The sequence below is a fragment of the Amycolatopsis orientalis genome, from assembly GCF_000943515.2.
Taxonomy (GTDB): Bacteria; Actinomycetota; Actinomycetes; order Mycobacteriales; family Pseudonocardiaceae; genus Amycolatopsis; species Amycolatopsis orientalis.
In genome coordinates this window covers 3,791,543-3,815,907 of record NZ_CP016174.1, presented here as the reverse complement: position 1 = coordinate 3,815,907, position 24,365 = coordinate 3,791,543, and the positions used below count along the sequence as shown (strand labels likewise).

General features: G+C 70.5%; 23 protein-coding genes. 5 read left to right on the top strand and 18 right to left on the bottom strand.

Going from position 1 to position 24,365, the window contains the following annotated elements:
* Window positions 1-66: 66 nt before the first annotated feature.
* Window positions 67-855 carry a hypothetical protein gene (locus tag SD37_RS16915; protein ID WP_044850737.1) on the top strand — a complete coding sequence of 263 codons (789 nt, stop codon included), beginning with the start codon at window positions 67-69 and terminating at the stop codon, window positions 853-855.
* Between the two features lie 569 nt (window positions 856-1,424).
* Here the strand turns inward: SD37_RS16915 and SD37_RS16910 are convergent.
* The 3 genes from SD37_RS16910 to SD37_RS16900 form a co-directional block, all read right to left on the bottom strand.
* Window positions 1,425-4,085, bottom strand: a complete 2,661-nt coding sequence (locus SD37_RS16910) for a tetratricopeptide repeat protein (protein ID WP_236725464.1) — start codon at window positions 4,083-4,085, stop codon at window positions 1,425-1,427.
* A gap of 152 nt (window positions 4,086-4,237) precedes the next feature.
* Window positions 4,238-4,675 carry a hypothetical protein gene (locus SD37_RS16905; protein ID WP_236725391.1) on the bottom strand — a complete coding sequence of 146 codons (438 nt, stop codon included), beginning with the start codon at window positions 4,673-4,675 and terminating at the stop codon, window positions 4,238-4,240.
* Between the two features lie 61 nt (window positions 4,676-4,736).
* Complete coding sequence (locus SD37_RS16900) at window positions 4,737-5,090, bottom strand: TfoX/Sxy family protein (RefSeq protein ID WP_044850604.1); 354 nt, start codon at window positions 5,088-5,090, stop codon at window positions 4,737-4,739.
* Window positions 5,091-5,226: 136 nt separating this feature from the next.
* Here SD37_RS16900 and SD37_RS16895 point away from each other — a divergent pair, with 136 nt between their 5' ends.
* Window positions 5,227-5,589 carry a VOC family protein gene (locus SD37_RS16895; RefSeq protein ID WP_044850605.1) on the top strand — a complete coding sequence of 121 codons (363 nt, stop codon included), beginning with the start codon at window positions 5,227-5,229 and terminating at the stop codon, window positions 5,587-5,589.
* Window positions 5,590-5,595: 6 nt separating this feature from the next.
* Here the strand turns inward: SD37_RS16895 and SD37_RS16890 are convergent, their stop codons facing one another.
* From SD37_RS16890 to SD37_RS16830, 13 genes are read right to left on the bottom strand one after another with little or no spacing between them, the layout of a single operon-like run.
* Window positions 5,596-6,495, bottom strand: a complete 900-nt coding sequence (locus SD37_RS16890) for a class I SAM-dependent methyltransferase (protein ID WP_236725390.1) — start codon at window positions 6,493-6,495, stop codon at window positions 5,596-5,598.
* A complete protein-coding gene (locus tag SD37_RS16885) occupies window positions 6,477-6,731 on the bottom strand; it encodes a helix-hairpin-helix domain-containing protein (RefSeq protein ID WP_044850606.1) in 255 nt (84 codons plus the stop codon). Before SD37_RS16885 ends, SD37_RS16890 begins: the two co-directional genes overlap by 19 nt.
* Window positions 6,732-6,736: 5 nt before the next feature.
* Window positions 6,737-8,254 (bottom strand): MFS transporter, encoded by a 1,518-nt coding sequence (locus tag SD37_RS16880; protein WP_044850607.1) that lies wholly within the window; start codon window positions 8,252-8,254, stop codon window positions 6,737-6,739.
* A complete protein-coding gene (locus SD37_RS16875; protein WP_052674837.1) occupies window positions 8,244-9,086 on the bottom strand; it encodes a DUF4346 domain-containing protein in 843 nt (280 codons plus the stop codon). The genes SD37_RS16880 and SD37_RS16875 overlap by 11 nt, the downstream gene beginning before the upstream one ends.
* Entirely contained in the window at window positions 9,080-10,891 is a 1,812-nt protein-coding gene (locus SD37_RS16870; protein ID WP_065912857.1) for a B12-binding domain-containing radical SAM protein, read from the bottom strand. The genes SD37_RS16875 and SD37_RS16870 overlap by 7 nt, the downstream gene beginning before the upstream one ends.
* Complete coding sequence (locus tag SD37_RS16865; protein WP_044850609.1) at window positions 10,884-12,245, bottom strand: alkaline phosphatase family protein; 1,362 nt, start codon at window positions 12,243-12,245, stop codon at window positions 10,884-10,886. The genes SD37_RS16870 and SD37_RS16865 overlap by 8 nt, the downstream gene beginning before the upstream one ends.
* Window positions 12,242-13,480: a GTP-binding protein gene (locus SD37_RS16860; protein ID WP_052674838.1), complete on the bottom strand. Its 1,239-nt coding sequence runs from the start codon at window positions 13,478-13,480 to the stop codon at window positions 12,242-12,244. The genes SD37_RS16865 and SD37_RS16860 overlap by 4 nt, the downstream gene beginning before the upstream one ends.
* A 7-nt stretch (window positions 13,481-13,487) precedes the next feature.
* A complete protein-coding gene (gene cysD / locus SD37_RS16855) occupies window positions 13,488-14,294 on the bottom strand; it encodes a sulfate adenylyltransferase subunit CysD (protein WP_044850610.1) in 807 nt (268 codons plus the stop codon).
* Window positions 14,275-14,952, bottom strand: a complete 678-nt coding sequence (locus SD37_RS16850) for a hypothetical protein (RefSeq protein WP_044850611.1) — start codon at window positions 14,950-14,952, stop codon at window positions 14,275-14,277. Before SD37_RS16850 ends, cysD begins: the two co-directional genes overlap by 20 nt.
* Complete coding sequence (locus SD37_RS16845; protein WP_044850612.1) at window positions 14,949-16,292, bottom strand: alkaline phosphatase family protein; 1,344 nt, start codon at window positions 16,290-16,292, stop codon at window positions 14,949-14,951. The genes SD37_RS16850 and SD37_RS16845 overlap by 4 nt, the downstream gene beginning before the upstream one ends.
* Complete coding sequence (locus tag SD37_RS16840; protein WP_052674839.1) at window positions 16,292-18,613, bottom strand: beta-ketoacyl-[acyl-carrier-protein] synthase family protein; 2,322 nt, start codon at window positions 18,611-18,613, stop codon at window positions 16,292-16,294. Before SD37_RS16840 ends, SD37_RS16845 begins: the two co-directional genes overlap by 1 nt.
* A gap of 11 nt (window positions 18,614-18,624) precedes the next feature.
* Complete coding sequence (locus SD37_RS16835) at window positions 18,625-18,882, bottom strand: acyl carrier protein (protein ID WP_044850613.1); 258 nt, start codon at window positions 18,880-18,882, stop codon at window positions 18,625-18,627.
* A gap of 13 nt (window positions 18,883-18,895) precedes the next feature.
* On the bottom strand, window positions 18,896-20,428 hold the full coding sequence (locus SD37_RS16830; protein ID WP_044850614.1) for an alkaline phosphatase family protein: 1,533 nt from the start codon (window positions 20,426-20,428) through the stop codon (window positions 18,896-18,898).
* A 107-nt stretch (window positions 20,429-20,535) separates the two neighbouring features.
* On the opposite strand from SD37_RS16830, the gene SD37_RS16825 reads away from it, so the two are divergent.
* The 3 genes from SD37_RS16825 to SD37_RS16815 are packed head-to-tail and all read left to right on the top strand — an operon-like array spanning window position 20,536 to window position 22,319.
* A complete protein-coding gene (locus SD37_RS16825) occupies window positions 20,536-21,237 on the top strand; it encodes an HAD-IA family hydrolase (protein WP_052674840.1) in 702 nt (233 codons plus the stop codon).
* On the top strand, window positions 21,230-21,688 hold the full coding sequence (locus tag SD37_RS16820) for a type II 3-dehydroquinate dehydratase (protein ID WP_044850616.1): 459 nt from the start codon (window positions 21,230-21,232) through the stop codon (window positions 21,686-21,688). The genes SD37_RS16825 and SD37_RS16820 overlap by 8 nt, the downstream gene beginning before the upstream one ends.
* 4 nt (window positions 21,689-21,692) lie before the next feature.
* Entirely contained in the window at window positions 21,693-22,319 is a 627-nt protein-coding gene (locus SD37_RS16815; RefSeq protein WP_044850617.1) for a PIG-L deacetylase family protein, read from the top strand.
* 148 nt (window positions 22,320-22,467) lie between these two features.
* Here SD37_RS16815 and SD37_RS16810 read toward each other — a convergent pair whose 3' ends face one another.
* Complete coding sequence (locus SD37_RS16810) at window positions 22,468-23,334, bottom strand: glycosyltransferase family 2 protein (protein WP_065912856.1); 867 nt, start codon at window positions 23,332-23,334, stop codon at window positions 22,468-22,470.
* Window positions 23,331-24,365 carry a Gfo/Idh/MocA family protein gene (locus SD37_RS16805; protein WP_065912855.1) on the bottom strand — a complete coding sequence of 345 codons (1,035 nt, stop codon included), beginning with the start codon at window positions 24,363-24,365 and terminating at the stop codon, window positions 23,331-23,333. Before SD37_RS16805 ends, SD37_RS16810 begins: the two co-directional genes overlap by 4 nt.

Genomic DNA, 24,365 nt, shown 5'->3' with positions numbered 1-24,365 from the left:
CTCGACGTATTCCAGGGCGGCCCGACAAGTAGTCTTCAGCGGACAACGGGAACAGGGAGAGTGATCGTGGCCAGCCACTTCGAGGCGATCGGGATCGGCATCGCCAGCCAGGACGAGTTCGAGGAGAAGGTGATCTCCCTGGTCAGCGCGGGCACGGTCCGGCAGATCACGAAGAAGGTCACCGAGCATGTCTGGACCGACCCCTCCGGCGCCCGGCTGATCGCTCAGGTCCGCGGCGGCAAGCTCGACTTCCTCCTGCCGTGCCTGGCGGGCACGGCGCCCGCGGTACCGGTGCGCGACGTTCGGCTCGTCGATGCCGAGACCGCGATGCTCGACCTCGTCGACGGCGTCGACGGCGAGTTGGTCTGTCCGATCGCGGTGGAGCTGGAAGACCGAGCGGTCCTCGCCCACTCCGGCGGGCGGATCGAGACCGGCTCCATGGCGCTGTCGGCTCTCGCCGAAGAGGTCACCGTGCACGCCGACGCCGAGGCCTACGATGCCTCGCAGGACGACGAACTGAAGTTCGCCCCCGACCACTTCATCCCCTCCGGGGCTTTCCCGCTCGAAGAACCCTCGCCCGACTGGACGCCCTCCGCGCACGCGCTGTTCGCCGGCGAGGTCATCGAGGTCGAGACTCCCGTGAACACCGTGACCGGCACGGCATTCCACCGGATCCGGGTCCGCACCATCGCCGCGATCGAGCTTGACGTCGCTGTCGCGACCGCCGGCCTCGAGCGCCCACCTGCGCGCGGCAACATCGTGAGCGGGACCTTCTTCCTTACCGGAAGGCTGGGACTCCAGCCGGCCGACCCCGCGGAGAACGCGGCGAAGCGGCGTCGCTGGTTCCGACGGTAGGCCCGGCCGCGGACCTTTCGTGGCGAGGTCTGGTCTCCGAACGCCGAGGGGTTGTGACACCCCAACTGAATGTGTCACACTCCGGGGGCTCGAACCACTTGTTCGGACACTGGGGCACAACTGGATTTGGGGGCTTCGATGAAATCTCGGACTGCGAAGATCATGCTCGCCGCGACACTGGCGAGCGTCGGGCTGTCCATCGCCGTAGCGTCACCGGCATCCGCGGCCACTCCGCCCTATTGCACCGCGTCGCCGCACGGAAACGGGGCGACGGCCTACTGTTACACGTCTGCTCGGGGCACACAGTTCCGGGCAGTCGCCCGCTGCAAGTACCAGACCCCTACCGGCAGCTACGACTACTCGAACTTCTACAGCGGCTGGCAGAGGCAAGGAGATCCCGGCAACGCCGTCGCCCCTTGCGGCCTGGGATGGACCTTTCTCGAGCCCAGCGCCCAAGTTCGCTGATGATCGCTCACTGATGCCTTGACCACGCGAAGAGCGCTGATCGATCCGATCTGCGCTCTTCGTTGTTTCGGCGTAATCCAAGACCCAAAGCCGCACCGCTTGGATCAGGGCTTGGATTGAGCGTCGTAGAGGCGCTGGCGGACTTCGGTGGCTTTGTGGGGATAGCCGGCGTGGTCATAGACGGCGGCGGCTTCCTGCCAGCACGTGATGGCTTCATCGGTGCGGCCGAGTTGGTGGAGGCAGGCCGCCAGGACATCCAGTGGATCAGCGATTGTGTTGTTGCGGTTGAGTGGTGTCCTGTGGCCGAGAGCTATCGCCTCACGACACAACACGATTGCCCTGTCTGGATCGCCAAGTTGATCCCAGGTGCGCGCCAACTGCGTCAACGCCCATGCTTCGCCCGTGACATCCCCGACTTGGCGGCGCAGCTCCAGGCCTCGTTCGGCGTATTCGAGCGCGACCTGGCTGTGACCGAGGCCGAGATGGGCGGCGCTGAGATTGCCCTCCACCACCGCCTCCCAGCGTACGGAGCCGATCTTCTTACTCAACGGCAACGCCAGTTTGAGCAGCCGTACCGCCTCCTGAAACCGGCCCTGTCGAAGCAATAGCAGGCCGCGACCGTTGAAGTCGGACACCCGAAGACGGGGATCGACGAGTTGCCGGACCAATGTGGCTGCATGGTCGAGGTCGGTATGAGCCTGATCCCACCAGCCCAGATCACTGGCCGTTTCCCCGCGGTCGATCAGGAGAATTGCTTCCTGAGTGCGGTTGCCGACACGCTTCGCGGCAGCGATCCCGGCGCCGTGGGCTCGGATCCATTCTTGCGGGCCGCCCAGGGAACAGAGGAAGCGGCACGCATGAGCGAGAGGGATCGTGTGGTGATCGAGCCGCCGTTCGGCGGCATGTTGGAGGGCGGCCAAGATGTTGGCACGTTCGGTGCCGAGCCAAGCCCATGCCTCGTCTGGGGTGTCGATGGGGTGCGGGTGGCGGGGTACGGCCACGGCCGCCGGCATCTGAACGAAAAGGTGGTAGATGTAATAGTCGGCAGTGCAGACGGTGTAGGTGTAGAAGGTCAGTAGGGCTTCCAACGCCCGCTCTCGCTCTTCGTCGGTGTCGTAGTGACGGGCTTGGTCGGCGGCGTAGGCGCGCAGTAGGTCGTGGAACCGGTACCGGCCACCCGCGGTGGGCTCGATCAGATGCGCGCCGGCAAGCGCCGCCAGCAGGGGGCGGGTCTCCGCCGGCGGCAGTTCGGCGAGCGCGGCGGCCGCGGGAAGGGACAGGTCGGGGCCGGGGTGCAGGCCGAGTCGCCGGAACAGCCGTGCCTGCTCGGGCGGGAGCCGGCGATAGGACCAGTCGAACACCGCTCGGACGGCGGCCCGCTCATCGGCGAACTCGCTGAGGACGTCGAGCCGGGTGCGGTCGTCTTCCAGTTCGGTGACGACGTCGGCGACCGTCAGATGCGGGTGGGCGGCGGCCCGGCTGGCCGCGACCCGCAATGCCAACGGCAGCCGTGCGCACAACCGGATCAGCGCGGCGACCGCGTCCGGTTCGGCGGCGGCCCGCTCGGCGCCGAGGATGCCGGTCACCAGGTCGAGCGCTTCGGGCGGGGTGAGCAAATCAAGGGTCAGGCGGTGGGCGGCGTCGGTGACGACGAGACCGGTGAGACTGTCGCGACTGGTGACCAGCACCATGCAGCCCGCCGTACCGGGCAGGAGAGGCCGCACCTGTTCGGCGCTATGGGCGTTGTCCAGCACGAGAAGCGTGCGTTTGCCCGCGAGCAGGGAGCGCAGCAGCGCCGCCTGGGCGTCGACGTCGGCAGGGATCGCGCGCGCCGCGACCCCCAAGGCCCGCAGGAACCCGCTGAGCGCTTCGCCGGAGGTGACCGGGGTTCCGGGACCGTATCCGCGCAGATTCACATGCAGTGTGCCGTCCGGGAAGCGGTCCTGTATCCGGTGGGCCCAGTGCAGCGCGAGGGTGGTCTTGCCCATCCCGCCCGCGCCGTCGACCGCGGTGATCACCACCGAACGTGGTCGCTCGTCGTACTGGCCGGGCTCGGGCGGGATCAAGGCGTCGAGCGCGGCCAGGTGCTCCGCCCGCCCGGTGAAATCCCGCACCGATCCCGGGAGCTGCCGGGGAACCACTCGGCCCGAAACCACATTCGGGCGTCCGGGGTGCGATACCCGGGTGTCCGCCGTCGCCGGATCCGGCGCGGCCGGGTAGGGATGATCGGGCAGGGTGATCCAGCCGGTCGTGGTGACTTCCTTGACCTCGACCGAAACGGTGCGCCAGGTCGCGGGCGCGGCGCCAGGGGTGTGGCGGATGACGTCGTCGAACAGCCAGTCCGACGCGATCACCGCCAGCACACCGGGTGACGCGGCGAGCGCGGTCTTCAGCGGTGGCGCGTCGCACAACCGGAACGCCAGCGTCAACGAAGACGAGGTCACACCGTGCCCGTCGTAGCCGACTTCCCCGGCGTGGAGGGCGATCCGCAACCGGATCCGCTGCGCTTCCGGATGGGTGTCGTTGTGCACCCGCAGGCGCGTCACCAACGTCGGCAGCGCGGCCTCCACGAACGCGGCTTTGTCGACCTCGCCGGGCACGAGGACGAATAGCGCGTCTCCGCGGTCCTCGTGGTAGCAGTCTCGCCATACCACTCCGGTTGCGGTGAACGCCGCCTCGATGGCTTCGTAAAGCCCGTCGCGCACCGCCCGTTGGTGTGGCCCTGTCCGGCGCCGGTCGCCGAATCCCTCCACGTCGGCCACCACGATCAAGTGGTGCCGCGAACCGCGTCTCGCCACCATCGCCGCTCCCTCCTCGGCCCGTGGGCCAAGGGTCTCAGGGAAAGTGATGCGGGGATATAGCGCACGTTTCCGCCGGTTCTGACGGGTCGCCGTGGCCTTCACACGCTGCGTGCGGCCTAGCGCGGAGTTGTCAGCAACGTCGGTGTCGGCGGTATCGAGGCGCGGTCGACGGAGAAGACGGCGAGGAAGTAGTTCGCCTGCGCGCAGTTGATGTTCTCCCCGCCGACGAGTTCCGCGGTCAGCGTTCCGCGCTCGACGATCAGCTTGGCGCCGTCTTCGGCGCAGCCGGGTACGACGAAAGCGAAGCCGCGCCGATCGGGCGGCGGCGCGAACGACAGAGCGGCACGCACTTTGTCCGGTTTCGAATACTCGGCGCGTTCCAGGGTTCGCTGGAACTCCTGAGCTTCGGCCGTGCCCAGTTCCGTGGGCGCCACATTCACCAACCGGACGGACGAGCCGAGTGCCGTGAAGGCCTCCAGGCTCACCTGCCCCGCGCCCGCCCCGGTCCCACATCCCGCCACCAGCAGCAGAAGACACCCCGCGATCCATCTCATGTGCCCAGGACGGAGCGGACCGGTCCCCCGGTTGCACCGGGCGGGGATCACGGCAGGCGGGTCAGCTTTTCTTCCGGGGCTTCGGTGCCGGTGCGGTCTTCGCCGCCAGAAGCAGCCATTCGGTGAGGACGTCGTCGTCGGCGATGTCCTTGTCGGACAGGGTGATGTAGGTCTTGCTGTAGGGCTGGTCCGCCGAATGACGCATCCGGGTGGCGCCCGGCCGCGCCAGTGCCCGCTCCTGATCCGCGGGCAGGAGCTTGACCCCGAGGCCGCCGGAGGAGATCGACACGAAGACCTTGCCGTCGGCGTACCCGATGAACCCGCCCATCATCGGACGGGTGGTCACTTCGAACGGCAGGCCCGCGGCGATCTCGTTCAGCCTCGCGAGCAGTTCGTGGGGATTGTGTGCTTTCACGTCGCCTCCTTGACCATCGGCCGCCGACGCTACCGCACCCTTCCGGCGGACCGATCTATCAGGCGTTCCGTTGTGCTAGCGTGTTCTCGAATTATCGCCCACGAACTTGATCTTCGCGTATCTCAGAGGGGTTAAGATGAGTGTTGATTTCCTTGGCATTCGCACCGTTATCTACCCGGCGCCGGATCTCAAGGCCGCCAAGAAGTGGTGGACTTCGGTACTGAACATCGAGCCGTATTTCGATCAGCCCTTCTACGTCGGTTACTCGGTCGCGGGTTACGAACTCGCCCTCGATCCCGACGGTGACCCCGAAATCGGCCCGATCACCTATTGGGGTGTCGAGGACGTCGAGGCAAGCGAAGAGGCGCTGCTCGCCGCCGGGGCGACTTCACATTCCGGGGTCGAAGAGGTCGGCGGGGACATCAAGGTCGCCGTCGTCCGCACTCCCGACGGCAATCTTGTCGGCCTGATCTACAACCCGCATTTCAAGGCCGAATAAAGACGTTCAGCGGGCACGCTCGCCGGACCGGACTCCCACTCCGATGAGCGTGCTCGCGTCGAGATGTGTCACCCGATTCTCCGCCAGATCCGCATAAAACAGCTCGCGCACCTCGGCGACCTGATCGGCGTCCATTCCGGCGAGGAAACGGCGCGGCGCCGCGCCGAGAAAGAACCGCCACGCGTCGTCGCCGAGCAGCGGCTGCCGGAATTCCACCCGGTGCACTTCCACCTCGGCCAGCCCGAGCGAGGACAGCCACTCCCCCAGCCGGTCCGCGGTGTTGATCCGGGTCCGGGGATCCGGCGCGCCGGAAGCGGCTTGCGGTTCGGGACGCACCTTCAGCGCGGCGGTGCGGGCCGTCCGCACGATGGTGTCCATGCCGCCTTCGACCCACGTGGTCACGGCCAGCCGCCCGCCGGGCCGCAGCAGGTCGACCAGATGCGCGGTGCCCGCGTCCAGCTCCGGGAAGAAGAACACCCCGTAGCAGCACTGGACGAGGTCGTATCCGCCGTCCTCCGGCCGCCAGGTGGTGACGTCCGCGTTTACGAACCTGAGCTGTCCCAGCCCCAGCCGCCTGGCCGTCTCACGCCCCTGCTCCAGTAGCGCGGGCGCCAGGTCGACGGCGTCGACGTGGCCCGTCCGGCCGACGGCCTGCGCGGCGGGCACCGCCGAGGCACCCGAACCGCAGCAGGCGTCCAGCACCCGTTCGCCGGCGGCCGGGCGCGAGACCGAACTGGCGAGCGCCCCCAGCGGTCCCCACAGCCGGGGATACCAGCCCGCGAACTCGCGGTGCGTGGCGTCGAACAGGCCACCGACCGGGCCGAGCGAAGAATCCACGCCCGCGTCGAGCAGTTCTTCCCGTGGGGACGTCGTAGAGGTCAACGTGCTCAGTCCTTCCAGTTCCACCAAAGGAGTTTGTCCGGTTCCCGGCCGTCCTCGGCGTAGTAGACCGCGCAGCGGAAGACGTAGAGCATGCAGCGATCCACATAGCCGCCTTGCATGGCCATGAGTTTTTCGTAGAGCAGTTCCGGATCCTGGCCGCGCAGCGACTCGACGGTCGGGAAGCCCAGCCCGATGAGGTCGCCTTCGACGGCCTTGCCGACGCCGGGGATCTGCTGGAGTCCGCTCTTCGCCCGTGCCATCGCGGTCAGCCCTCGGCCTTGGGCTTGGCGTCGCGCATCCCCAGCGACAGCAGGAGGGCCACGAGGAGCACCGGGACCGCGGTGAAGAACACCCCGCTGAGCGAATCGGCGTAGGCGGCGGTGAAACCGGCCCGCACGTCGGGCGGGAGTGCTTCGAGCGCCCGTGCCGAGATGTCGTCGACCGACTGGAGTGTGCCCGGCGCGCCGGGGACGTGCTCGGGCAGAGCGGTGGCGAAGCGGGCGGCGAACACCGAGCCGAACACCGAAACCCCGAACGCCGCGCCGACCAGGCGGGAGAAGGTGACCGACGCCGTGGCGGCGCCGATGTGCCGCGGCGGGGCCGCACCCTGGACCGCGATCATGAACACGGGCATCGAAAGTCCCGACCCCACCCCGAGGACGACCGAGTAGAGCATCACCAGCAGCCAGCTCGTCTCCGCGGTCATGGTGGAGAGCAGCACCGCCGCCACCGCGGCGACGGCCATGCTCACCGGCGGGAACCAGCGGTAGGTGCCGAGCCTCCCCACGGTCTTGCCCGTGTAGGTCGACGCGGCGACGAGGCCGAACATCATCGGTGCGAGCAGCAGCCCCGAAACGGTCGCCGAGGCGCCGGAGGCGGCCTGCAGGAAGATCGGGAGGAAGTTGACCGTTGCCAGGATGGCGAATCCGGCGAGGAAGGTCACCGCGTTGGCGAAACCGAACGTCGGCGAGCGGAAGAGCGAGGGCGGGATGATCGGCTCGGCGGCCCGCCGTTCGACCAGCGCCCACAGGACGATCATCACCACGGCGCCGGCCAGCAGGCCGAGCACCACCGGCGACGACCACGGATACCGCGTCCCCGCCCAGGAAGCCACCAGCGCGACACAGACGGCCACGCCCGCGAGCAGGATGGCCCCGGCGAAATCGATCCGGGCCTTGCCTTCGGGGCGCCGCGCCACGAGCAGCGTCCCGACCACCGCGAGCGCCGCGGCACCGATCGGCACGTTGACGTAGAACGTCCATCGCCAGCCGAGGCCGTCGGTGATCAGGCCGCCCGCCAGCGGGCCCGCGATGCTCGCGACGGCGAACACCGTCGTGGTGTAGCCCTGGTACTTGGCGCGTTCCGCCTGCCCGAAAAGCGTCCCGACGAGCGAGAACGCGGAAACCACCAGACCACCGCCACCGATCCCCTGCAGGATCCGGAAAGCGATCAGCTGCGGCATGGACGACGCGATGCCGCACAGCGACGAACCGACGACGAAGACGACGACGGCGCCGACGAAGATCTTCTTGTGGCCGAACAGATCGCCGAGTTTCCCGCAGATCGCGGTGGTGACGCTGAGCGCGAGCCCGTAGCCGATGATCACCCAGGTGAAGGAGTCGAGCCCGCCGAGTTCGCTCACCACGCTCGGCAGCGCGGCCGCGATGATCGACTGGTCGAGCGTCGACAGAAGCAGCCCGAGCATCAATCCCCAGAACACGAGGACGGGTCTGGCCGTCTGCGGTGGTGCGGGTGTTTCGGCGCGCGACGATTCAGCCGTCATGGTTTCCTCCCCGTAAAGCCACGACCGGGCCCGCGAGGGGCCGGTCCTGCGCGTAGCCCAGATCCAGCCGCAACGCGGTTTCGGCTTTCGCGAGTTCTCCGCCCAGATAGCCCGCGTGCGCCGGATCCGAAATCAACCCGTGAGAGACTACGCTCGTCATAAGCGCGGCGGCACTGTGATGGCGCAATTCGTGACCGGTCGTCAGATCCGGCCGGTAATGCCGCAGCACGATGCGGCGGGCGGGCCGGTCGAGCGAAACGACGAAGTAGCCGTTGCCGCCGCTCGCGATCGGGGATCTCTTGCCCTGCACGGGAAGCCTTTCGAGCACGGGGCCGCTGCACGCCATTTCGGCGGCGATGCTCGATATGTCATCAATGCCCGTTTCGGCGGCTTCGGGACGGCGTAATTCACTCATTCGCGGGAATTCTTTCATGATCGGTAACGCCGCGACGGTGGTCAGCACCTCACGTTCGTTCTCGCATTCACGGAGGTCGTGCACGGCGATTCTGCGGCGGAACTCCGCCACCACCGCCGGCCGCAGCGTCCGCAGCCGGGGCCGGTGACCGGCGGCGCCGATGATCGTCCCGTCGTCGGCCACGCCGTTCGCCGCCAGGGACAGCAGGCTCTGCCCGGGGTGGAAGAGCCGGGAATCCCTGCCGCAGACCACCACGTGCCGGACCGACGGCCGCGCCAGCGCCCCGAGCACCAGGGTCTCGATACCGAGGTTGGCGGTCGCCAGCCCGGCCGCCACGGCGACCCGCGGATGCGCCGACACCCTGGCGGACAGCGCGGGCGTGCCCAGGGTGCAGACCGCGACGTCCGCCGTCACCATGTCGGCGCCCCGCCGTTGTAGCTGCGGGGAGCGCCTCCCCCGGTGACCTCGGGCAGCGACGAGCTGATCTCGGTGATGTCCACCCCGAGCCGGTGGGCGGCCATGCCGATCCGCAGCTGCTCGGTGCGGATCCGGTCGATGCAGGCCCGGAACCGCCGCTCGACGTCCTCCAGCTGCCGGATCCGCTTCGCCGGGTCCAGCCGGTCGGCGAGGACGTCGTCGAGGTTGTCCATGAAGAACGCGTGGTTGGCCTGCCCCATCTCCTGGCGGGTCACGTGCAGGAAGTCCTTGAACCGCTCCAGCAGCTCCACGACCCCCGGCAGATGGTGGAACCGGCGGTACATCCGGGACACGAACGTCTGCACCACGACGTTGAACGTCTCGAACTCGAAGACCGCGCTCTGCTCGGTCAGCACGCCGCGCTCGTGGTAGTCGTCGTTGTTGTACAGCGACGCGAAATGCCCCGCGAGCCGCTGGACCCGTTCGTCGACGAAGGTGTAGTCGTACGGATCGAGCGTGCTCTGGTACCGCTCGCCGAGCAGGCCGTCCTCGCTCATCCGCTTCGCGATGGAGGTCCCGGGATAGACCTCGAGCCGTTCGGTGAGGCGCCGGAGATTGTGCCCGGCGTGGGCCCGCAGGAACTCGGCGTTCTGGGTCAGCGTCTCGACGGTGGCGTAGGGGTGGAACGGGATGAAGCCCATGGCGAGGTAGATGCCGTGCTCCCGCAGCAGCCGGATGACCCGGACGTTGTCCTCGACGGTCGCCCGTTTCTCCCACAGCAGGAGTTCTTCGGCCACGCCGGACTCGATCCCGATGTTGACCTTTTCCAGACCACTGCGGACCAGGAGATCGAGCAGGTCGTGATCGTCGTCGGACCAGTTCTCCGCGCGCATGCAGACGTTGTAGAAGATGTCGAGGCCGCGATCGAGGATGCCCTGCGCGATGGCGCGGACGCGTTTCTTGCCGACCCGGCCGCCATCGGGGTCCTCGAAGGTGGAGTCGATGATGTCGAAGGTGCGGAACCGGTGCTCCCGCACCAGGGTCTCCAGTTCGTCGAGGACGTGCTCCGCGCCCACACCCCGCCACGCCTTGCCTGCCTGCACCCTGTTGCCGAGGTTCGGCGCCGAGCAGAAGGTGCAGCGCGCGACGCAGCCCCGGCTGGTGCTGACCCGGACGTATTCGAGCTTGTTCCCGTGCGCGATCAGCTGGTCCCGCGCCGGATAGGGCAGCGCTTCGAGGTTGTGCACCAGCGGGCGCGCGGGGTTCTGGCGCAGGGAACCGTCGTCCGCCCGGTAGGCGATCCCGGGGCAGTCTTCGACGCTCTCGCCGAGCGCGAGCCGCTGGGCGAGGTCGAGGATGATCGGCTCCCCCTCGCCGACGGCCACCAGATCGGCGAACGGATTGGCCCGCAGGATGTCCGTGCCGGTGAACGTGCCCGCGGGGCCGCCGCAGGCGATCACCACGTCGGGCAGCTCGGCGCGGAGACGTTCACAGAAGGCCAGGCAGCTCGGCACGTTGAGGCTCATGAGGGTGAAGCACACCAGCCGCGGCGCGAACTCCAGGACGCCGGCGATCGCCTTTTCGTGCTGATCGTGCTCGGCTTCCCTGATCTCGCAAGTGAATCCGGCTTCGCGCAGGGTCGAGGCCATGTAGGCGACACCGAGGTGCTCCGGCGACATCACCAGGTCGCCGTCGAGCAGGATCACGAAACTCACGCGCAGCGCGGAAGGATCGGTGATCCTCGGATCGAGGGCGATCTCGAAATGTCCCGGCTTCCGCCTGGGCTCGATCGACAGCTCAGTCATGACTTCTCCCCCCGTCGAGCGCCGGGATCCGGCCCCGGACGTCGGTGCCCTCCATCCCCGGCAAGGGATCGAGACCCATCGACGCGAGCACCGTCGGCGCGACGTCGCGCATGTGCACCCCTCCCTCACCTTGATCCCCGCGGCACCAGAAGGTCGCGTCGGTCCGCGTGTGCGTGCCGGTGAGCGGGGAAGCGGCGGTGAGCCCCGGCTGGTTCCACGCCCCGCGGATCTGGACGTCCGCGGCGGGCATCACGACCAGATCCGGCGCGGCCGCCACGCACGGCCCGGAGTACAGCTCGACCCCGTCGAGCACCTCTTCGGCCACCGGCAGCCCGGGACCGCCCTCGGTCACGGTGCCGTCCTCGCCGACGCGCAGCGCGAGCACCCGCGCGGTCAGCTCGTCCAGGAGGTTCCGGCGCTCCCCAGCCGACAGCGACCGGCCCCGCGGATACCGGGAGGCGTCGTTGAGATAGAGCCGCCCGGGATCCAGTGCGAAGGCCGCCGTGCCCGCGTCGAGGTCTTCGAGTGAGGCGGCGTCGGCGGGCAAGGCGAGATAGCCGGCTTCGCGCAGCCACGAGTTCAGATAGAACTGGGTGCCCGCGGGACCGAAACCGTGATCGCTGACGATCATGAGCGCGCCGTCGCCCGCCCGCTCCGCCAGTTCCGCGACCGCGGCGTCCACCCGCGTGTAGAACTCCAGGATCCGTTGGTGCAGCGGCGAAGCCGGGTCCATCAGATCCCGCCACAGGAAGTGGTGCACCCGGTCGGTCTCGGTGATCACGCAGACCGCCAGCCGCCAGTCCACCGCGCCGAGCAGCTCGCGGAACGCCGCGCGCCGCGCCGAGAGCACGGCGTCGACCCGGTCGAGGAAACCGAACGGATCCGCCGCCACGTCACCGACCTCGACGTCGAGTTCGTAGCCGCGGGAACGCAGGCGGTCCCCCCATTCCGGCGGGTACACCGCCCGGCCGAAGTCGGGGGCCACGAACCCGGAGACCAGGAGGCCGTCCATTCGCGGCGCCGGATAGGTGCCCGGCACGTTGACCACGACGCTCCGGTCGACGGCGTGCCACAACGGTTCCGCGCGCAGATCCGGGAACTGCGGGAAGTAGGTCCGGTATTCGCCGGGGACGAGGTCGATGAAGCCGTAGACCCCGTGGGTGCCGGGATCCGTCCCGGTCAGGAAGCTCGCCCACGACGTCGAACTGATGTCGGGCACCGGGGCGCTGAGCGGGCGCAAAGTCCCTTGGGGCAGCAGGGCGGCGGTCTCGGGCAGCACGCCGTCGTCCGCGAGTTTCCGCAGCAGCCAGTGCGGCACGCCGTCGAGTCCGACGACCATCGCGGTCCCGCTCATCGCGTTCCCCCTTCGCCCGAGATCCCGTCCACCACACCGAGTCCCACGGCGTGACCGTCGGCGTCGCACAACATGAAGCGGCCGAGCGGCGGGCAGTCGCGGACGGTGTCCGCCGCCGCGGGCCGGTCGAGATCGAGGCGCAGCGCGGCGGTCTCGCTGAAGGCCACCTGTTCGCCGCCCCGGCCCGCCGTTTCGGGTCCGGCACTGCTCCAGCGCCGGTCGATCGCGGCGATCGTGCCGTCGAGGGAGGTTCCCGCGTGCCGCACCACGCACCGGTCACCGGCGGCGAAACCGGCTTCGGCGGTGCACAGCACCCGCGCCGTCCAGCGGTTTCCCCAGGACGCCGGCTCGCCTTCGAGGGTGAGCAGGGCACCGGAAGGCGGTGGCTCGCCGTCGAGGAGCAGGCCGACGCAATCGCCGATGACCGCTCGCTCCAGCGGAGGCTCCCCGAATCGCTCGATCCCGCCGAGGACCCAGGTTCCCCGATGGCGTCCGTCGGTCAGCCGCTGTCCCGGCACCGCGACCCCGCTCAGGACCCGCCCGAGCACCCGGCCCGCCGAAAGGCCCTGGACCTGCAGGCGCAGCGGTCCTTCCCCGGCGGGCCGGACTTCGAGCTTCGACAGCGTCTCCAGCAGCGGTTCCCCGCCGTACCAGGACAGTTCCGGGGCGACGGCGCCGGTCACGTTGAGCCCGCCGACCGCGCTGACCGGGACCACGGCCGCCAGGTCGATCCCGCAGCCTTCGGCCAGCCCGACGACCTCGGCGGCCACCGCCTGGAACGCCTTCTCGTCGTAGCCGACGAGATCCATCTTGGTCACCGTCGCGACGCAGGCGCGCACGCCCATCATCGCCAGCACCCGCAGATGCCGGGCTGTCTGCTCGGCGGCCCGTTCGAGGCAGTCGACGACGACCACCCCGACCTCGGCGTGCGAAGCGCCGGTCACCATGTTCTTCAGCAGTTCGAGGTGGCCGGGGACGTCGATCAGGACGTAACGGCGGCCGCCCGTCTCCACGACGGCCTGCGCGGTGTCGAGGGTGAACAGGTCGGCCTGCTCCTCCACCAGGCCGTCGAGCAGGAACGCCAGGCCACCGTCGCCGATGGAGGTGCCCAGCCGGTCCGGGGTGATCGCGCCGGTGTCGTAGAGCAGCCTGCCCAGCAGGGTGGACTTGCCGTGATCGACCTCGCCGACGAACGCGACACGCAGCGTCGGGGCGTGCTCAACAAGGGTGGTCATCGGTTCCTCACATGTAGCCGAGGGCACGCAGCTTCTGCATGGCGGCGGCGTCCTCTTTGTCCTGGGCCCGGCCGGCGCGTTCGCCTTCGCGGGAGGTGCGGACTTCGAGCACGATGTCGGTCACCGTCCCGGCGGTGCTGCGCACCGGCGAACAGCAGCATTCGCAGCCGATGGAGCGATAGCGGTGACCTTGTTCGCTGAAGTAGAGGCCGGGTACCGGAATCCCTTCCGCCTCCACGTATTCCCAGATGTCGACCTCACGCCAGCGCAGCATCGGGTGCACCCGCACGTGCCCGCCTTCGCTGACGGCGGTCTGGCGCTGGTCCCAGAACTCCGGCGGCTGGTTGCGGTAGTCCCAGCTGAACGACCGGTCGCGCGGGCTGAACACCCGCTCCTTGGCGCGGACGCCGTGTTCGTCACCGCGGATGCCGAGCAGCACCGCGTCGTGCCCGCCGTGTTCGATGGCCTGCTGCAGCGCGTTCGTCTTCAGCGCCGTGCAGCATTCGAGTTTGGTGCCGACCGTCGGGCCCATCCCCGCCGCGAGCGCCGCTTCGTTGCGGTGCACCCGCAGATCGAGGCCCCATTCCTTGGCGTAGCGGTCCCGGAACTCGTACATCTCGGCGAACTTGTACGAGGTGTCGATATGCAGGACCGGGAACGGCACTTCGCCGAAGAAAGCCTTGCGGATCAGCCAAAGCAGCGTGGTCGAGTCCTTGCCCATCGACCACAGCAGCGCGGGATCGCCGAACCGCTGGGCGGCTTCCCGCACGATCTGGAGGGTGTCGTTCTCCAGTTCACGCAACGCCGGGCGCATCCATGACTCCTTTCTGCCAGGCGGGCAGGTCCGCGTCCGCCGTGAGCACGCCTACGACCAGGGGGTGGCACCCCCGGAACCGGCCGGGGAACCGGCCGTTGGGTTTCGTCAGCCCGATCGAGAGGAACACCGGCGCGGCCGCGAGCACCGTCTGAGCTCCGGTGAGGTCCCCGGTTTCGCCGAAGGCCCGCAGGACGCGGACGTCGCGGACGATCCAGTCGTGGTCGGCGCCCGCCGGATCGGTGAACGCGACGCGGACGAACGACCGGCCGCCGGTGGACCGCCGTCGCTCGAAGCCGCGGACACGGGCGCGGACGAGACCGGCGCTGCGCTCGCCCGCGAAGGCCCGCTCGACCGAGTCGTCCGCGATCCGGTCGAGCAGGCCGGCCCGCTCGGCGGTGTCCAGCGCGGGTCCGGCGTCGGTCACCGGTCCGGCGATCGCGCGGTCCTCCGGCCTCGCACCGGGTTCGGCCGAGGCCGCGAGGGTGACGGTGACGGGCTGGAAGAACCGGTAGCGGGGCACGGCACCGGTGACGTCGGCCGCGGTGACCGGTTCCGGGCGGAGCCACCGCCCGGCCGCCGTCACGCCCGCGACGCAGGCACCGCCTTCGGTGTCCAAGGTGATCGCCAGCGGGACCAGTGTGGTGGGGACGGTCATCGCGCGCCGCCCAGCACGGTGCCCTCGAACTCGGCGGCGACGCCCACCCCGAGCATGTCGGCGATCGTCGGGGCGACGTCGACCGTGCGCGCGGCTCGCGTCGATCCGGGCGCGAACGCGGGTCCGGCCCCGGCCCAGACCGACTCGTGCCGGTGCCAGCCGCTCTGCAGCCGCCGGTTGGTGCGGCCCGACCAGAACGGGTCACCGAGCGGCAGGTAGCGCCGGTCCGCCGGGACCAGCACGAGGTCGGGGGCGTTGTCGAGCGCGGGTCCGTCGTACACCTCTTCGCGGGGCACCGCGTCGGCCAGCGGCAGCCCGGTGTGCGGGTTGACCGCGGCCCGGATCACCGCCTGGACGTCTTCCCGTGCCCGCACCCGGTCGGCCGGGTCGACCCGGCCGTGCTTGTACCGCCCCGCCAGGTTGACGTTGACGCCCTGCGAACCCTGCACCGACTCGAAAGCCGTGGTGTGCTCCCAATCCGGGCCGCCGTCGGGACGCAGCGACAGCAGGCCCGCGGCGGCGAGGACGTCGTTGACCGAGCAGTACGCGCGCAGCGGGCCGAACCCGATCTCGGAGAAGGTCAGCAGGCTGGTCGTCTCGTCGACGCGGTCCAGTAGCCGTCCCAGTACCTCGTCGGCCAGTCGGTACGCCTTGAGGACGGCGAGATCCGCCTCGGCGACCGTGCTGCCGGCTTCGAGTTCCTGCCAGTACACATGGGAAAGCCGGTCGATCGCGGTCAGGTTCAGCACCGCGAGGTCCGGGACGTCGCCGAGTTTGCCGTCCAGCATCGCGAAGGTCGCCTCGGCGCGCTGGCGGTCGGCGTTGAGCACGTCGGCGACGAACGTGTCCTTCGGCCCTCCGGTGAACCAGACGGTGACGTCGTGGACCGGCCGGATCCCCTCGTGCGCCAGCCGGATGGGCAGATCGCGGGGATGGCACGCGTGGACGGTGCCGCGCATGGGATAGCCGATGCAGTAGCCGTTGACCGGCCGCACCGGATGTGTCCCGAAGACGTTGACCACCGCGACCGTGCGATCGGCGAACTCCTCGCGCTGCCACAGGAATGGATGCCGCGACGCGGTGCCGTCCAGGGTCAGCGGCCGGTAGTCCGGCGTGTGCACCGCCCAGTAGGAGAAACAGCCGTGCTCGGCCGGGTTCCGTCCGGTGAAGGCGCTGAAGAGCCCCGGCGGCTCGTACGGGACGACCTCGGCCCGCATCGGCCCGGCGGCGCCCTGGTCGCGGATCCGGTGGAACGACGGCAGGAGCGCGGGTCCCCAGCGGTCGATCAGGTCGGGGCTCGCCCCCTCGGTGATGAGCACGAGCGCTCGCCGCCGGGCCATCAGCGGACCGCTTCCAGGCGCAGCGCGGCCGCGGCACCGCCCGGCGCCGCCGCCGTCACCAAGGCGGGCCCCGCCGGATCGGCGGCGAGCTGGCGCACCGCGGCGACCACGGCCAGTACCGGCGTCGCCGCCAGCGACCGGCCGAGCCGTCCGGGCCGGAACCCGGACGAGACGACCTTGTGCGTCGGGACGTCGGGCGCCGCGCCGCCGACGTGGTAGCCGAGATGCGGCTGGTCCTCGCCGGAGGGCAGAACGGTACGGAGACACTGCTCCAGCGCCGGGCCGGAGCCGCCGGGCTCACCCGGTGCCGCCGCTTCCGCCCAGCTCGCGCACGCGGCCAGGCTCGCCTTCACCGGCGCGCCACGCCTTCGCGCGTCGTCCGCGCGCTCCAGCACCAGACATCCCGCGCCGTCGGCGAAAGTGGCGGCGAACGCGGCCGGATCGGCGTGGCCACGCCGTCGGCCGAGCAACCGGGCGGCGTGCCGGATCGGTTCGTCGATCGCTTCGGCGGCACCGACGATGGCGATGTCGCAGGCGCCGGCGGCCAGCAGCGCGCGCCCGATCTCGATCGCCTGCAGCCCGGCGGTCAGACCGGAGGTCAGCGTGATCATCGGACCGGTGCTCTCCGCCGCGCGGGCGGTCAAGGTGGCCGCGAGCTGCGGACCGTGGTCGAGCGCCATGGTCGGCGTGATCCGGGTCGGATCCGCGAGCAGATGCGGGCAGAGCACCTCCGCCGCGGTCGACAGGCCGCCCACCGCGGTGCCCATGACGACCGCGACCCGGTTCGCCGCGAACGGTCCCTCCAGCGGAAGCGGCCGGGGCAGGCCGGCGTCGGCCATCGCCATCGCGGCGGCACCGAAACCGACCTGGGCGGTCCGGCTGATGTACTGGTAACCGGCCTCCTCGCCGATGTGGTCCAGTACCGAGAACTCCGCCGTCCGGGGCGAGACGTCCTCGGCCACATACGCGGAGCTGAGGCTCTCGGCCCCGTCGCCGAGACGGCTGACCGCACCGAGCCCGGTCACCACGACGTCCGCTTCGGCGGCGGGCTCACCGCCGCTCGGCCGCGGGGCCGCGGACGCGCCGGTGCCCAGCGCGCGCAGGACGACGACGGTGTTGGTGCCGCCACCGCCGAGCGAATTCGAGATCGCGGCCCGCAACGGCTTGGGTTTTCCTTTCAGCGGCACGTAATCGAGGTCGAGGGCGGGATCGACCTTGTCCAGCCGCGCAGTCGGGTGCACCCACTGCTCGCGCAGGCAGAACACGGTGGCGATGGTCTCCACGACCGGTGAGGCCGCGGCGAGGTGCCCGGTGATGGATTTGGTGCTGCTCATGGAGATCCGGCGGGCCTGCTCCCCCAGTGACGCCTTCGCCGACGCCGTTTCGAGCCGGTCGATCAGCGGGGTGCCGGTGCCGTGGGCGTTGAAGTAGTCGATCTCCGACGGGTCGAGCGCGCCGTCGGCGAGGGCGAGCCGGATCGCGGCGGCGTTGGACGCGCCGTCCTCCGGCGGGATGATCGGCTGCGGGTTGTCGTCACAGGTGATGCCCCAGCCGGCCAGCTGGGCCAGCGCGGTGGCCCCGCGGGCGGCGGCGGTCGCGGCGGGTTCGAGGACGATCGCGCCAGCGCCGTCGCCCAGCACGCTCCCGTCCCGCTCGGCGTGGAACGGGCGCAGGTCGTGGCCGATGAACCCGCTGCGTTCCGCGCCCCAGTAGGAGCTGGGCTTCAGCTGGTCCGCGCCGACGACGACGGCCCTGTCGATCACCCCGCGGCGAAGGGCGGTCATCGCCATGGCCATCGCGATCGACCCGGAGGCGCAGGCGTTGGTCGCCACGTACCGCGGCCCGGACAGACCGATGCGGGCGGCCACGACGTCGGCGAGCACCCCGATCGGGAACCGCACCAGCGCCTCGGCCAGCTCGTCGTCGATCTCCGGCTCCGCCCCCGAGGCCAAGGCCTGCCGTACGGAGAGGAAGTCGGCGTAGCGGTCCTCCAGGACCCGGCTGTCGCCACCGGTCGTGCCCACGTACAGACCCGTCCGCCCGGTCATCCGCGCCGGGTCGAGCCCGGCCTGCGCGAGGGCCTCGGCGACGGAGTCGCACGCCATGTCCGAGACCCGCCACGGTCCGCTCCTGGCGGGATCCTCGATCTGCGCCGAGCGGTCCTTCCCGCGGGCGACGGTCATCCCGCGCAGGGTGTGCAGCCCCGAACGGCCCGCGCGCAACGCGGCGAACAGGGCCTCGCAGCCGTCCCCGAAGACCGTGACCGCGCCCATGCCCGTGATCACGAGCGGCGCCGTGCCGGGCCGTTCCGTCGCCGTCATGCCGCCCGCCCTCATCCGGCCGCGGCGGCTGTGCGCGAGTCGACGTACTCGGCCAGCTTGTCGAGCGAGTCGACCAGCTCGACGTTGAGGTCCTCGTCCTGGATCTGGATGCCGAACTCGTTCTCCACCCAGATCAGGAACTCCAGTCCCATCACCGAGTCGATCCCCAGTTCCTCACGCAACCCACTGTCCGGAATGGACTCCGGCCGCCGCGGCAGGCGCAGGGAGTCCACCAGCACCCGGCGGAGCCGGTCCTTCGTCGTGTTCATCCGCTCTTCCTCCTCACAGGTAGCCCATGGCGCCGAGCGTCCTGGCCGTCACGTCGTCGTCGCTGAGATGGCGTTCCAGGTCTTCGGCGGTGTCGGGCACGCCGGGCTCCTCGGGCAGGAACACCGCGTCGCCCGCCGCGTCCGGGGCCAGCCAGGTCAGGGGCCGTCCGGCGATCCCGGCCGGGAAGCGCAGCCCGAGCACGTCCATCAGGGTGGGCGCGAGATCCTGCAGCGCCACCGGATCGCCGTACTTCCCCGGCGGCAGCGGGCCGCCCCGCAACGCCCACATCCCGGTGTGGCGGTGCATGCCCGTCTGGTCGCTCGGCCGCCAGACGGGGCCGTCGAACGCCGGTGACGCGAGCACTCCCTCGTCGGCGGGGAGCAGCAGCAGATCCGGCGCCGCGTCGCACATCGCACCGGGGTAGGCCTGTTCCCTCGGCAGCGCGCCCGCGAACACCGGCCGTCCGGTGTCGGGCGCGCACAGCCCGCGGAACAGGTCCGCCACCTCGGCCAGCACCGCCTCGCGGTCCCGTTCGGCGACGATGCCGTCCCGTTGCCTGCCCCGCTGGTTGACGTTGACCGCGTAGCACCCCGGGGTCGGCATGTAGGCGCGGGTGCGCCCGAAGTCGACGGCCTCGCGCTCGGTCCGGAACCAGCTCGCGTGGCCGTCCCGGACGGCGGGCCCGGTGGCGAGCAGGCCCGCGTCGGCCAGCACCCGGTTGACCGAGAGGTTGTACCGCCCGCGACCGAAACCGTGGTCCGACAGCAGGAGCACCGGGACGTCGTCGCCGACGAACTCGAGGATCTCGCCGAAGACCTCGTCGATCGCGACGTAGGTGTCGCGGATCGCGTTCGCCCAGCCCTCTTCCGCGGCGGGCTCGTGGCGCGGATGGCAGGCGTCGGCGAAATGCCAGTAGTGGTGGCAGATCCGGTCGATCTCGGTGAGCACCGCCATCACGACGTCGACCGGGCGCTCACGCAGCAGGTACTGGATGGTGCGGCCCCGCGCGCGGACGTGCTCGACGGCGAACTCCGCGTAGGACAGGTCGCCCTTGTACATGGCGGCGATGTCGGGTTTGAAACCCGCGCCGGCCTTGGCGAGTTCCCCGAGCAGACCGGGCGGATCGCTGTAGCGCAGGGTCGCCGAAAGCGGCCAGGTGAGCTGGTAGCCGGGCACGTCCCGCGGCGGATGCGACATCGGGACGTTGATCAGCCCGACCGACTTCCCCTGGCCGCCCAGCCATTCCCACAGGGTGCCGCAGCCGAAGTCGCCGGTGCCGACGAGCCGGTCGCCGTAACCGGCGTCCTGGGTGTCGAAGAACTGGTAGATCCCGTGCCCGCCGGGCAGCCTGCCGGTGACGAACGTGCTCCACCCCGGCGCGGTGTGCGCGGGCCAGGTGGTCGTCGTGTCGCCGTACGCGGCGCCGGACAGGAGTCCGCCGAGCACCGGCAACCGGCCTTCGGCGACGAGCGGCTCGATCAGGTCGAGGCTGCCGCCGTCGATGCCCAGTACGAGCATCCGCGGCGGGGACGGCTTGCGGGTCATCGGCTCTCCCCCCTGTCGGAACCGAACAGTAGGCCGACGTATCAACTAAAGTCAACGAGACGGCTACGCGCGTTGACTTTGGTCATTTCCTGAGTCACCGTGGAACCGTGCCACCGACACTCGACTCCCACCCCGACGCCGTCGTCTTCGACCTGGACGGCGTACTTCTCGACACCACCGAGAACATGCGTCTCGCCTTCGCCGCCACCTGGACCGCGGCGGGACGCGACGGCGAGGCCCCGTTCGCGGAGTTCCTGACCCATATGGGCGCACCGCTGCCGCGCATCCTGGGGCTGCTGGGCCTGCCCGAGACGCTCACCGACGTGTACTCCGCCGAGAGCAGACGACATCTCGGTCTCGTCGAGGCCTACCCCGGCGTCCGCGAACTGCTCTCCGCGCTCAAGGCCGCCGGGACACCGGTCGCGATCGCCACCGGCAAATCCCACGAGCGGGCCATGCTGGCCCTGCGGAGCGCGGGACTGGACGGCGATATCGACGTCGTGATCGGCAGCGATCTGGTCGGCCGCCCCAAACCGGCGCCGGACATCGTGCACACCGCGCTGGCGCGACTGCGCGCGTCCACCGGCAAGGCGATCGATCCGCGCCGCACCCTTTTCGTCGGTGACAGCGTGCTGGACATGCGCGCCGGGACGGCGGCCGGCGTCGTCGTGGTCGCGGCGGGCTGGGGACAGACCGCGCCGGAGATCCTGCGCGCCGAAGGACCGGACGGCTATGCCGCCCGCGTGGCCGACCTCTTCGGCGTCCTCGGTCTCCCGACACCGTCGAGCCTGGAGGTGAACCTTGCCTGACAACGTCGATCTGCTCCTGCTCAACGGGCCCAACCTCGGTGCGCTCGGCACCCGGAAACCGGAGGTCTACGGCCGCACCACCCTCGCCGAGATCACCGCCACGGTGCGGGAAACGGTGGCGGAAGCCGGCTACGGGCTGCGGTGCGTGCAGAGCGACACCGAGGGCGAACTGGTCCGCGCGGTCCACGAGAACGCCGACTGCTTCGGCGCGATCGTCAACCCCGGCGCGCTGATGATGGCGGGCTGGAGTCTGCGCGACGCGCTGGAATGCTTCCCCGCCCCCTGGATCGAGGTGCACATCTCGAATCTCTGGGCACGGGAACCGTTCCGGCACAACTCGATCCTCTCCGCGCTCTCCTCCGGCGTGATCAGCGGTCTCGGCGCGGACGGCTACCGGATCGCCGCGATCGCCCTGCTGCACCGGATCAGCCTCCCCGCCGGGGTTTCCTGACCTCGTGCGCCGTCTCGTGGTCAGTCCCCATCCCGACGACGCGGTGTGGTCCTGCGGCGGGATCCTGCACGCGTGGGCCGCCCGCGGCGACGACGTGGTGGTCTGCACGGTCTTCGACGCGGACGGAGCGCGGCGGCAGGAGGACGCGGACGCGCTCGGCCTCCTCTCGGTGCGGGTGCGGAGCCTGCGGATCCCCGAAGCGGCCGAACGGGGCTTCTATCCAGGGCCCTTGTCCCGCAGGCGCGGCATCCACGCCGAAGACCGCGGCACCGTCGAAACCGTCGCCGAGGCACTGCTTCCTCAGCTGAGCGACGCCGACGTCGTCCTCCTCCCCCGTGCGGAGCGCACCCACGTCGACCACCTCATCGCCCGCCTCGCCGGCGAGCGGGTGGCGGCCACGCTCGGCACGGAACTGAGCTATTACCCCGAATTCCCCTACTCCGCACCCCTCGGTGCCCCCGCCCGGGTGCACCGCGTGGACTTCCGCCCGTGGCTGCGCGCGGGTCTGGCCTATCGGTCCCAAGTGGACGGTATGTTCGGCGGCCCGGTGCGGTTCACCCGCGCGCTCGCCCGGCACGCGCGCACGCCGGGCGGGCACTGCGTCTGGCGGGAGATCCCGGGCGTGTCGTGAGTGGTAATGACGGTTAGAACCGTCATTACCACTCACGAGACCGGACACCCGACCATCCCGGCCCACCGAGCGCGTGAAGGCCCCCTTCCCTCGGCTGAGCCGAGGGAAGGGGGCCTTCACGCGCAAAAGAACCGGGCAGCGCCTCGACTCAGTCTTCCCGGTCGAGCCGGGCGAAATAGCGCCCCGCCGAGCCCGCCTCGCCCAGCAGTTCCGGCAGCGCCCGGACGTCCGCGCGATCGTGGAGATCGCGGAACCGCGTCAAGGTGATGTCGTGCTGCTTCCACCGATCCGGCCGGGCGTGGGTCAGATGCACCCCCGCGGCGTCGTGCGCCACCACCGGCGCGCACCCCGCGTCGCACAGCCGCACGCCGAGTTCCAGATCCTCGCAACCCCAGTGCGTGCCGAAACCCTCGTCGAATCCGCCGACCCGGTCGAAGACCGTGCGCGGTACGGCCAGATTCGCCCCGACCGACGCCAGCCAGGGCACGCCGACCGCCGCCCGGCCGCTGTCGACCGCGAGGATCGCCGCCTCCAGGCTGCCGCGCATCAGCCGTTCACCACCGCCGAGCACCCTGGCCGCTTCGCGGGCCAGTTCGCCGTCCTCGTCGTCCGCGTGGGCCTCCAGCCAGCGGCGTGCCCCCGGGAACTCGCGCAGCGGCCCGTGCGCGAAACCCGGATCGTCCGCCAGTGCCAGGTGAGCGGCCAAGAACCCTTCCGCGGTCAGGATGTCGTCGTCGAGGAAGAGCAGGCGAGCGTGTCCCGTGTCCTCCGCGCCGAGGTTCCGGACGGCCGCCCGTCCCCGGCGCGGTCCCTTGATCCGGCGGACGTTCAGCCTGCTCTCGAACCGTCCGACCACCTCGGCGACGGCCCGGCCGTCGTCCTCGCCGTCGTCGACCACCCGGATCTCCACCCGGTCCTCGTCCGCCGCGAGCGGGGACACCGCAAGGCAAGCCAGGGTGGCCCGCAGCGAGGCCGGTTTGTCCCTGGTCGGTATGACGACGGAAAGGCCCGTCATCGGACCGCGGCCAGCGGGCGGTCCGCGGCCCGGTACGCGGCGTCCAGCAGCGCCACCACCGCGGCGGTCTCCTCCAGTTCGGCCGCCCAGTCCAGCCGCGCGTCGGCGAAGTCGACCATGGCCGCCAGCTGGGCGTCGTATTCGGCACCGATCTCGTGCGGCACCGGGATCCGTTCCACACCCTCCACAGTGGACAGGACGAGTTCGGGGCCGGTCACCCGGTTCGGGCTGAAGCCGAACGTCGTGGTCAGCTCCCAGCCCCGGTCGCCCTGCGCCACCGCGAGCCGCGTGGCGTCCACTGTGGACTCGCTACGCCAGGCCGCGCGCAGGACCAGTTCGCTGCCGCCCTCGAACCGGGCCCGCAGTGTCCCGTCCAGTTCGACGTCCACCACGCCGGGACCGGACACCGGATCGGCCCGCCAGCCAGCCGCGGGCGGCGGTGTGGTCCCGGCGCCGGTCAGCTCCGCTTCGACGGCGACCGGGCGCGGATAACCGAGCAGCCCGAGAGCCGCGTCGGCCAGATGCCAGCCGAGGTCGAGCAGCGCTCCGCCGCCCGCCTCGGCGCGGCTGGTGAACCACGAGCCGGGCCGGGGTGTGCCGTCGGCCCGCAACCAGCTCGCCTCGACGGAAAGCGGTCCGGCCGGCAGGCTCGCCGCGAGCCGCCGGACGTCCGGCCTGCGGATGGCGCATCTGCTCACCAGCACGCCGGTCTCCCGCTCGCGCGCGCGGGCCGAAAGCATCTGGAGTTCGTCCTCGCCCAGGCACAACGGTTTCTCCACCACCACCGGGATCCGGCGGTCGAGCGCGGCGCAGGCGAGTTCGACATGCGTCCGGTTCGGGGTGCCGACCACCACGAGGTCGAGCCCGTTGGCGAAGAACTCCCCGAGGGAGCCGCAGAGCCTGCCGGTGCCGGGCGGGGCGGCCGGGTCGTACACGGCGGCCACCGTCGTCCGGGGATGCGCCTGGAGCCGGGGTGCCCAGACGGTGCGGTTCCCCCAGCCGTATCCGAGCAGCCCGACCCTGATGCGCAT

Bases quoted from the DNA above. Each gene is read 5' to 3' on its own strand.
- SD37_RS16850 (WP_044850611.1), bottom strand. From the start codon at position 14,952: ATGACCGTCCCCACCACACTGGTCCCGCTGGCGATCACCTTGGACACC.
- SD37_RS16845 (WP_044850612.1), bottom strand. From the start codon at position 16,292: ATGGCCCGGCGGCGAGCGCTCGTGCTCATCACCGAGGGGGCGAGCCCC.
- SD37_RS16860 (WP_052674838.1), bottom strand. From the start codon at position 13,480: ATGACCACCCTTGTTGAGCACGCCCCGACGCTGCGTGTCGCGTTCGTC.
- cysD (WP_044850610.1), bottom strand. From the start codon at position 14,294: ATGCGCCCGGCGTTGCGTGAACTGGAGAACGACACCCTCCAGATCGTG.
- SD37_RS16895 (WP_044850605.1), top strand. From the start codon at position 5,227: ATGAGTGTTGATTTCCTTGGCATTCGCACCGTTATCTACCCGGCGCCG.
- SD37_RS16880 (WP_044850607.1), bottom strand. From the start codon at position 8,254: ATGACGGCTGAATCGTCGCGCGCCGAAACACCCGCACCACCGCAGACG.
- SD37_RS16905 (WP_236725391.1), bottom strand. From the start codon at position 4,675: ATGAGATGGATCGCGGGGTGTCTTCTGCTGCTGGTGGCGGGATGTGGG.
- SD37_RS16835 (WP_044850613.1), bottom strand. From the start codon at position 18,882: ATGAACACGACGAAGGACCGGCTCCGCCGGGTGCTGGTGGACTCCCTG.
- SD37_RS16875 (WP_052674837.1), bottom strand. From the start codon at position 9,086: ATGGTGACGGCGGACGTCGCGGTCTGCACCCTGGGCACGCCCGCGCTG.
- SD37_RS16805 (WP_065912855.1), bottom strand. From the start codon at position 24,365: ATGCGCATCAGGGTCGGGCTGCTCGGATACGGCTGGGGGAACCGCACC.
- SD37_RS16870 (WP_065912857.1), bottom strand. From the start codon at position 10,891: ATGACTGAGCTGTCGATCGAGCCCAGGCGGAAGCCGGGACATTTCGAG.
- SD37_RS16865 (WP_044850609.1), bottom strand. From the start codon at position 12,245: ATGAGCGGGACCGCGATGGTCGTCGGACTCGACGGCGTGCCGCACTGG.
- SD37_RS16885 (WP_044850606.1), bottom strand. From the start codon at position 6,731: ATGGCACGGGCGAAGAGCGGACTCCAGCAGATCCCCGGCGTCGGCAAG.
- SD37_RS16840 (WP_052674839.1), bottom strand. From the start codon at position 18,613: ATGACGGCGACGGAACGGCCCGGCACGGCGCCGCTCGTGATCACGGGC.
- SD37_RS16810 (WP_065912856.1), bottom strand. From the start codon at position 23,334: ATGACGGGCCTTTCCGTCGTCATACCGACCAGGGACAAACCGGCCTCG.
- SD37_RS16830 (WP_044850614.1), bottom strand. From the start codon at position 20,428: ATGACCCGCAAGCCGTCCCCGCCGCGGATGCTCGTACTGGGCATCGAC.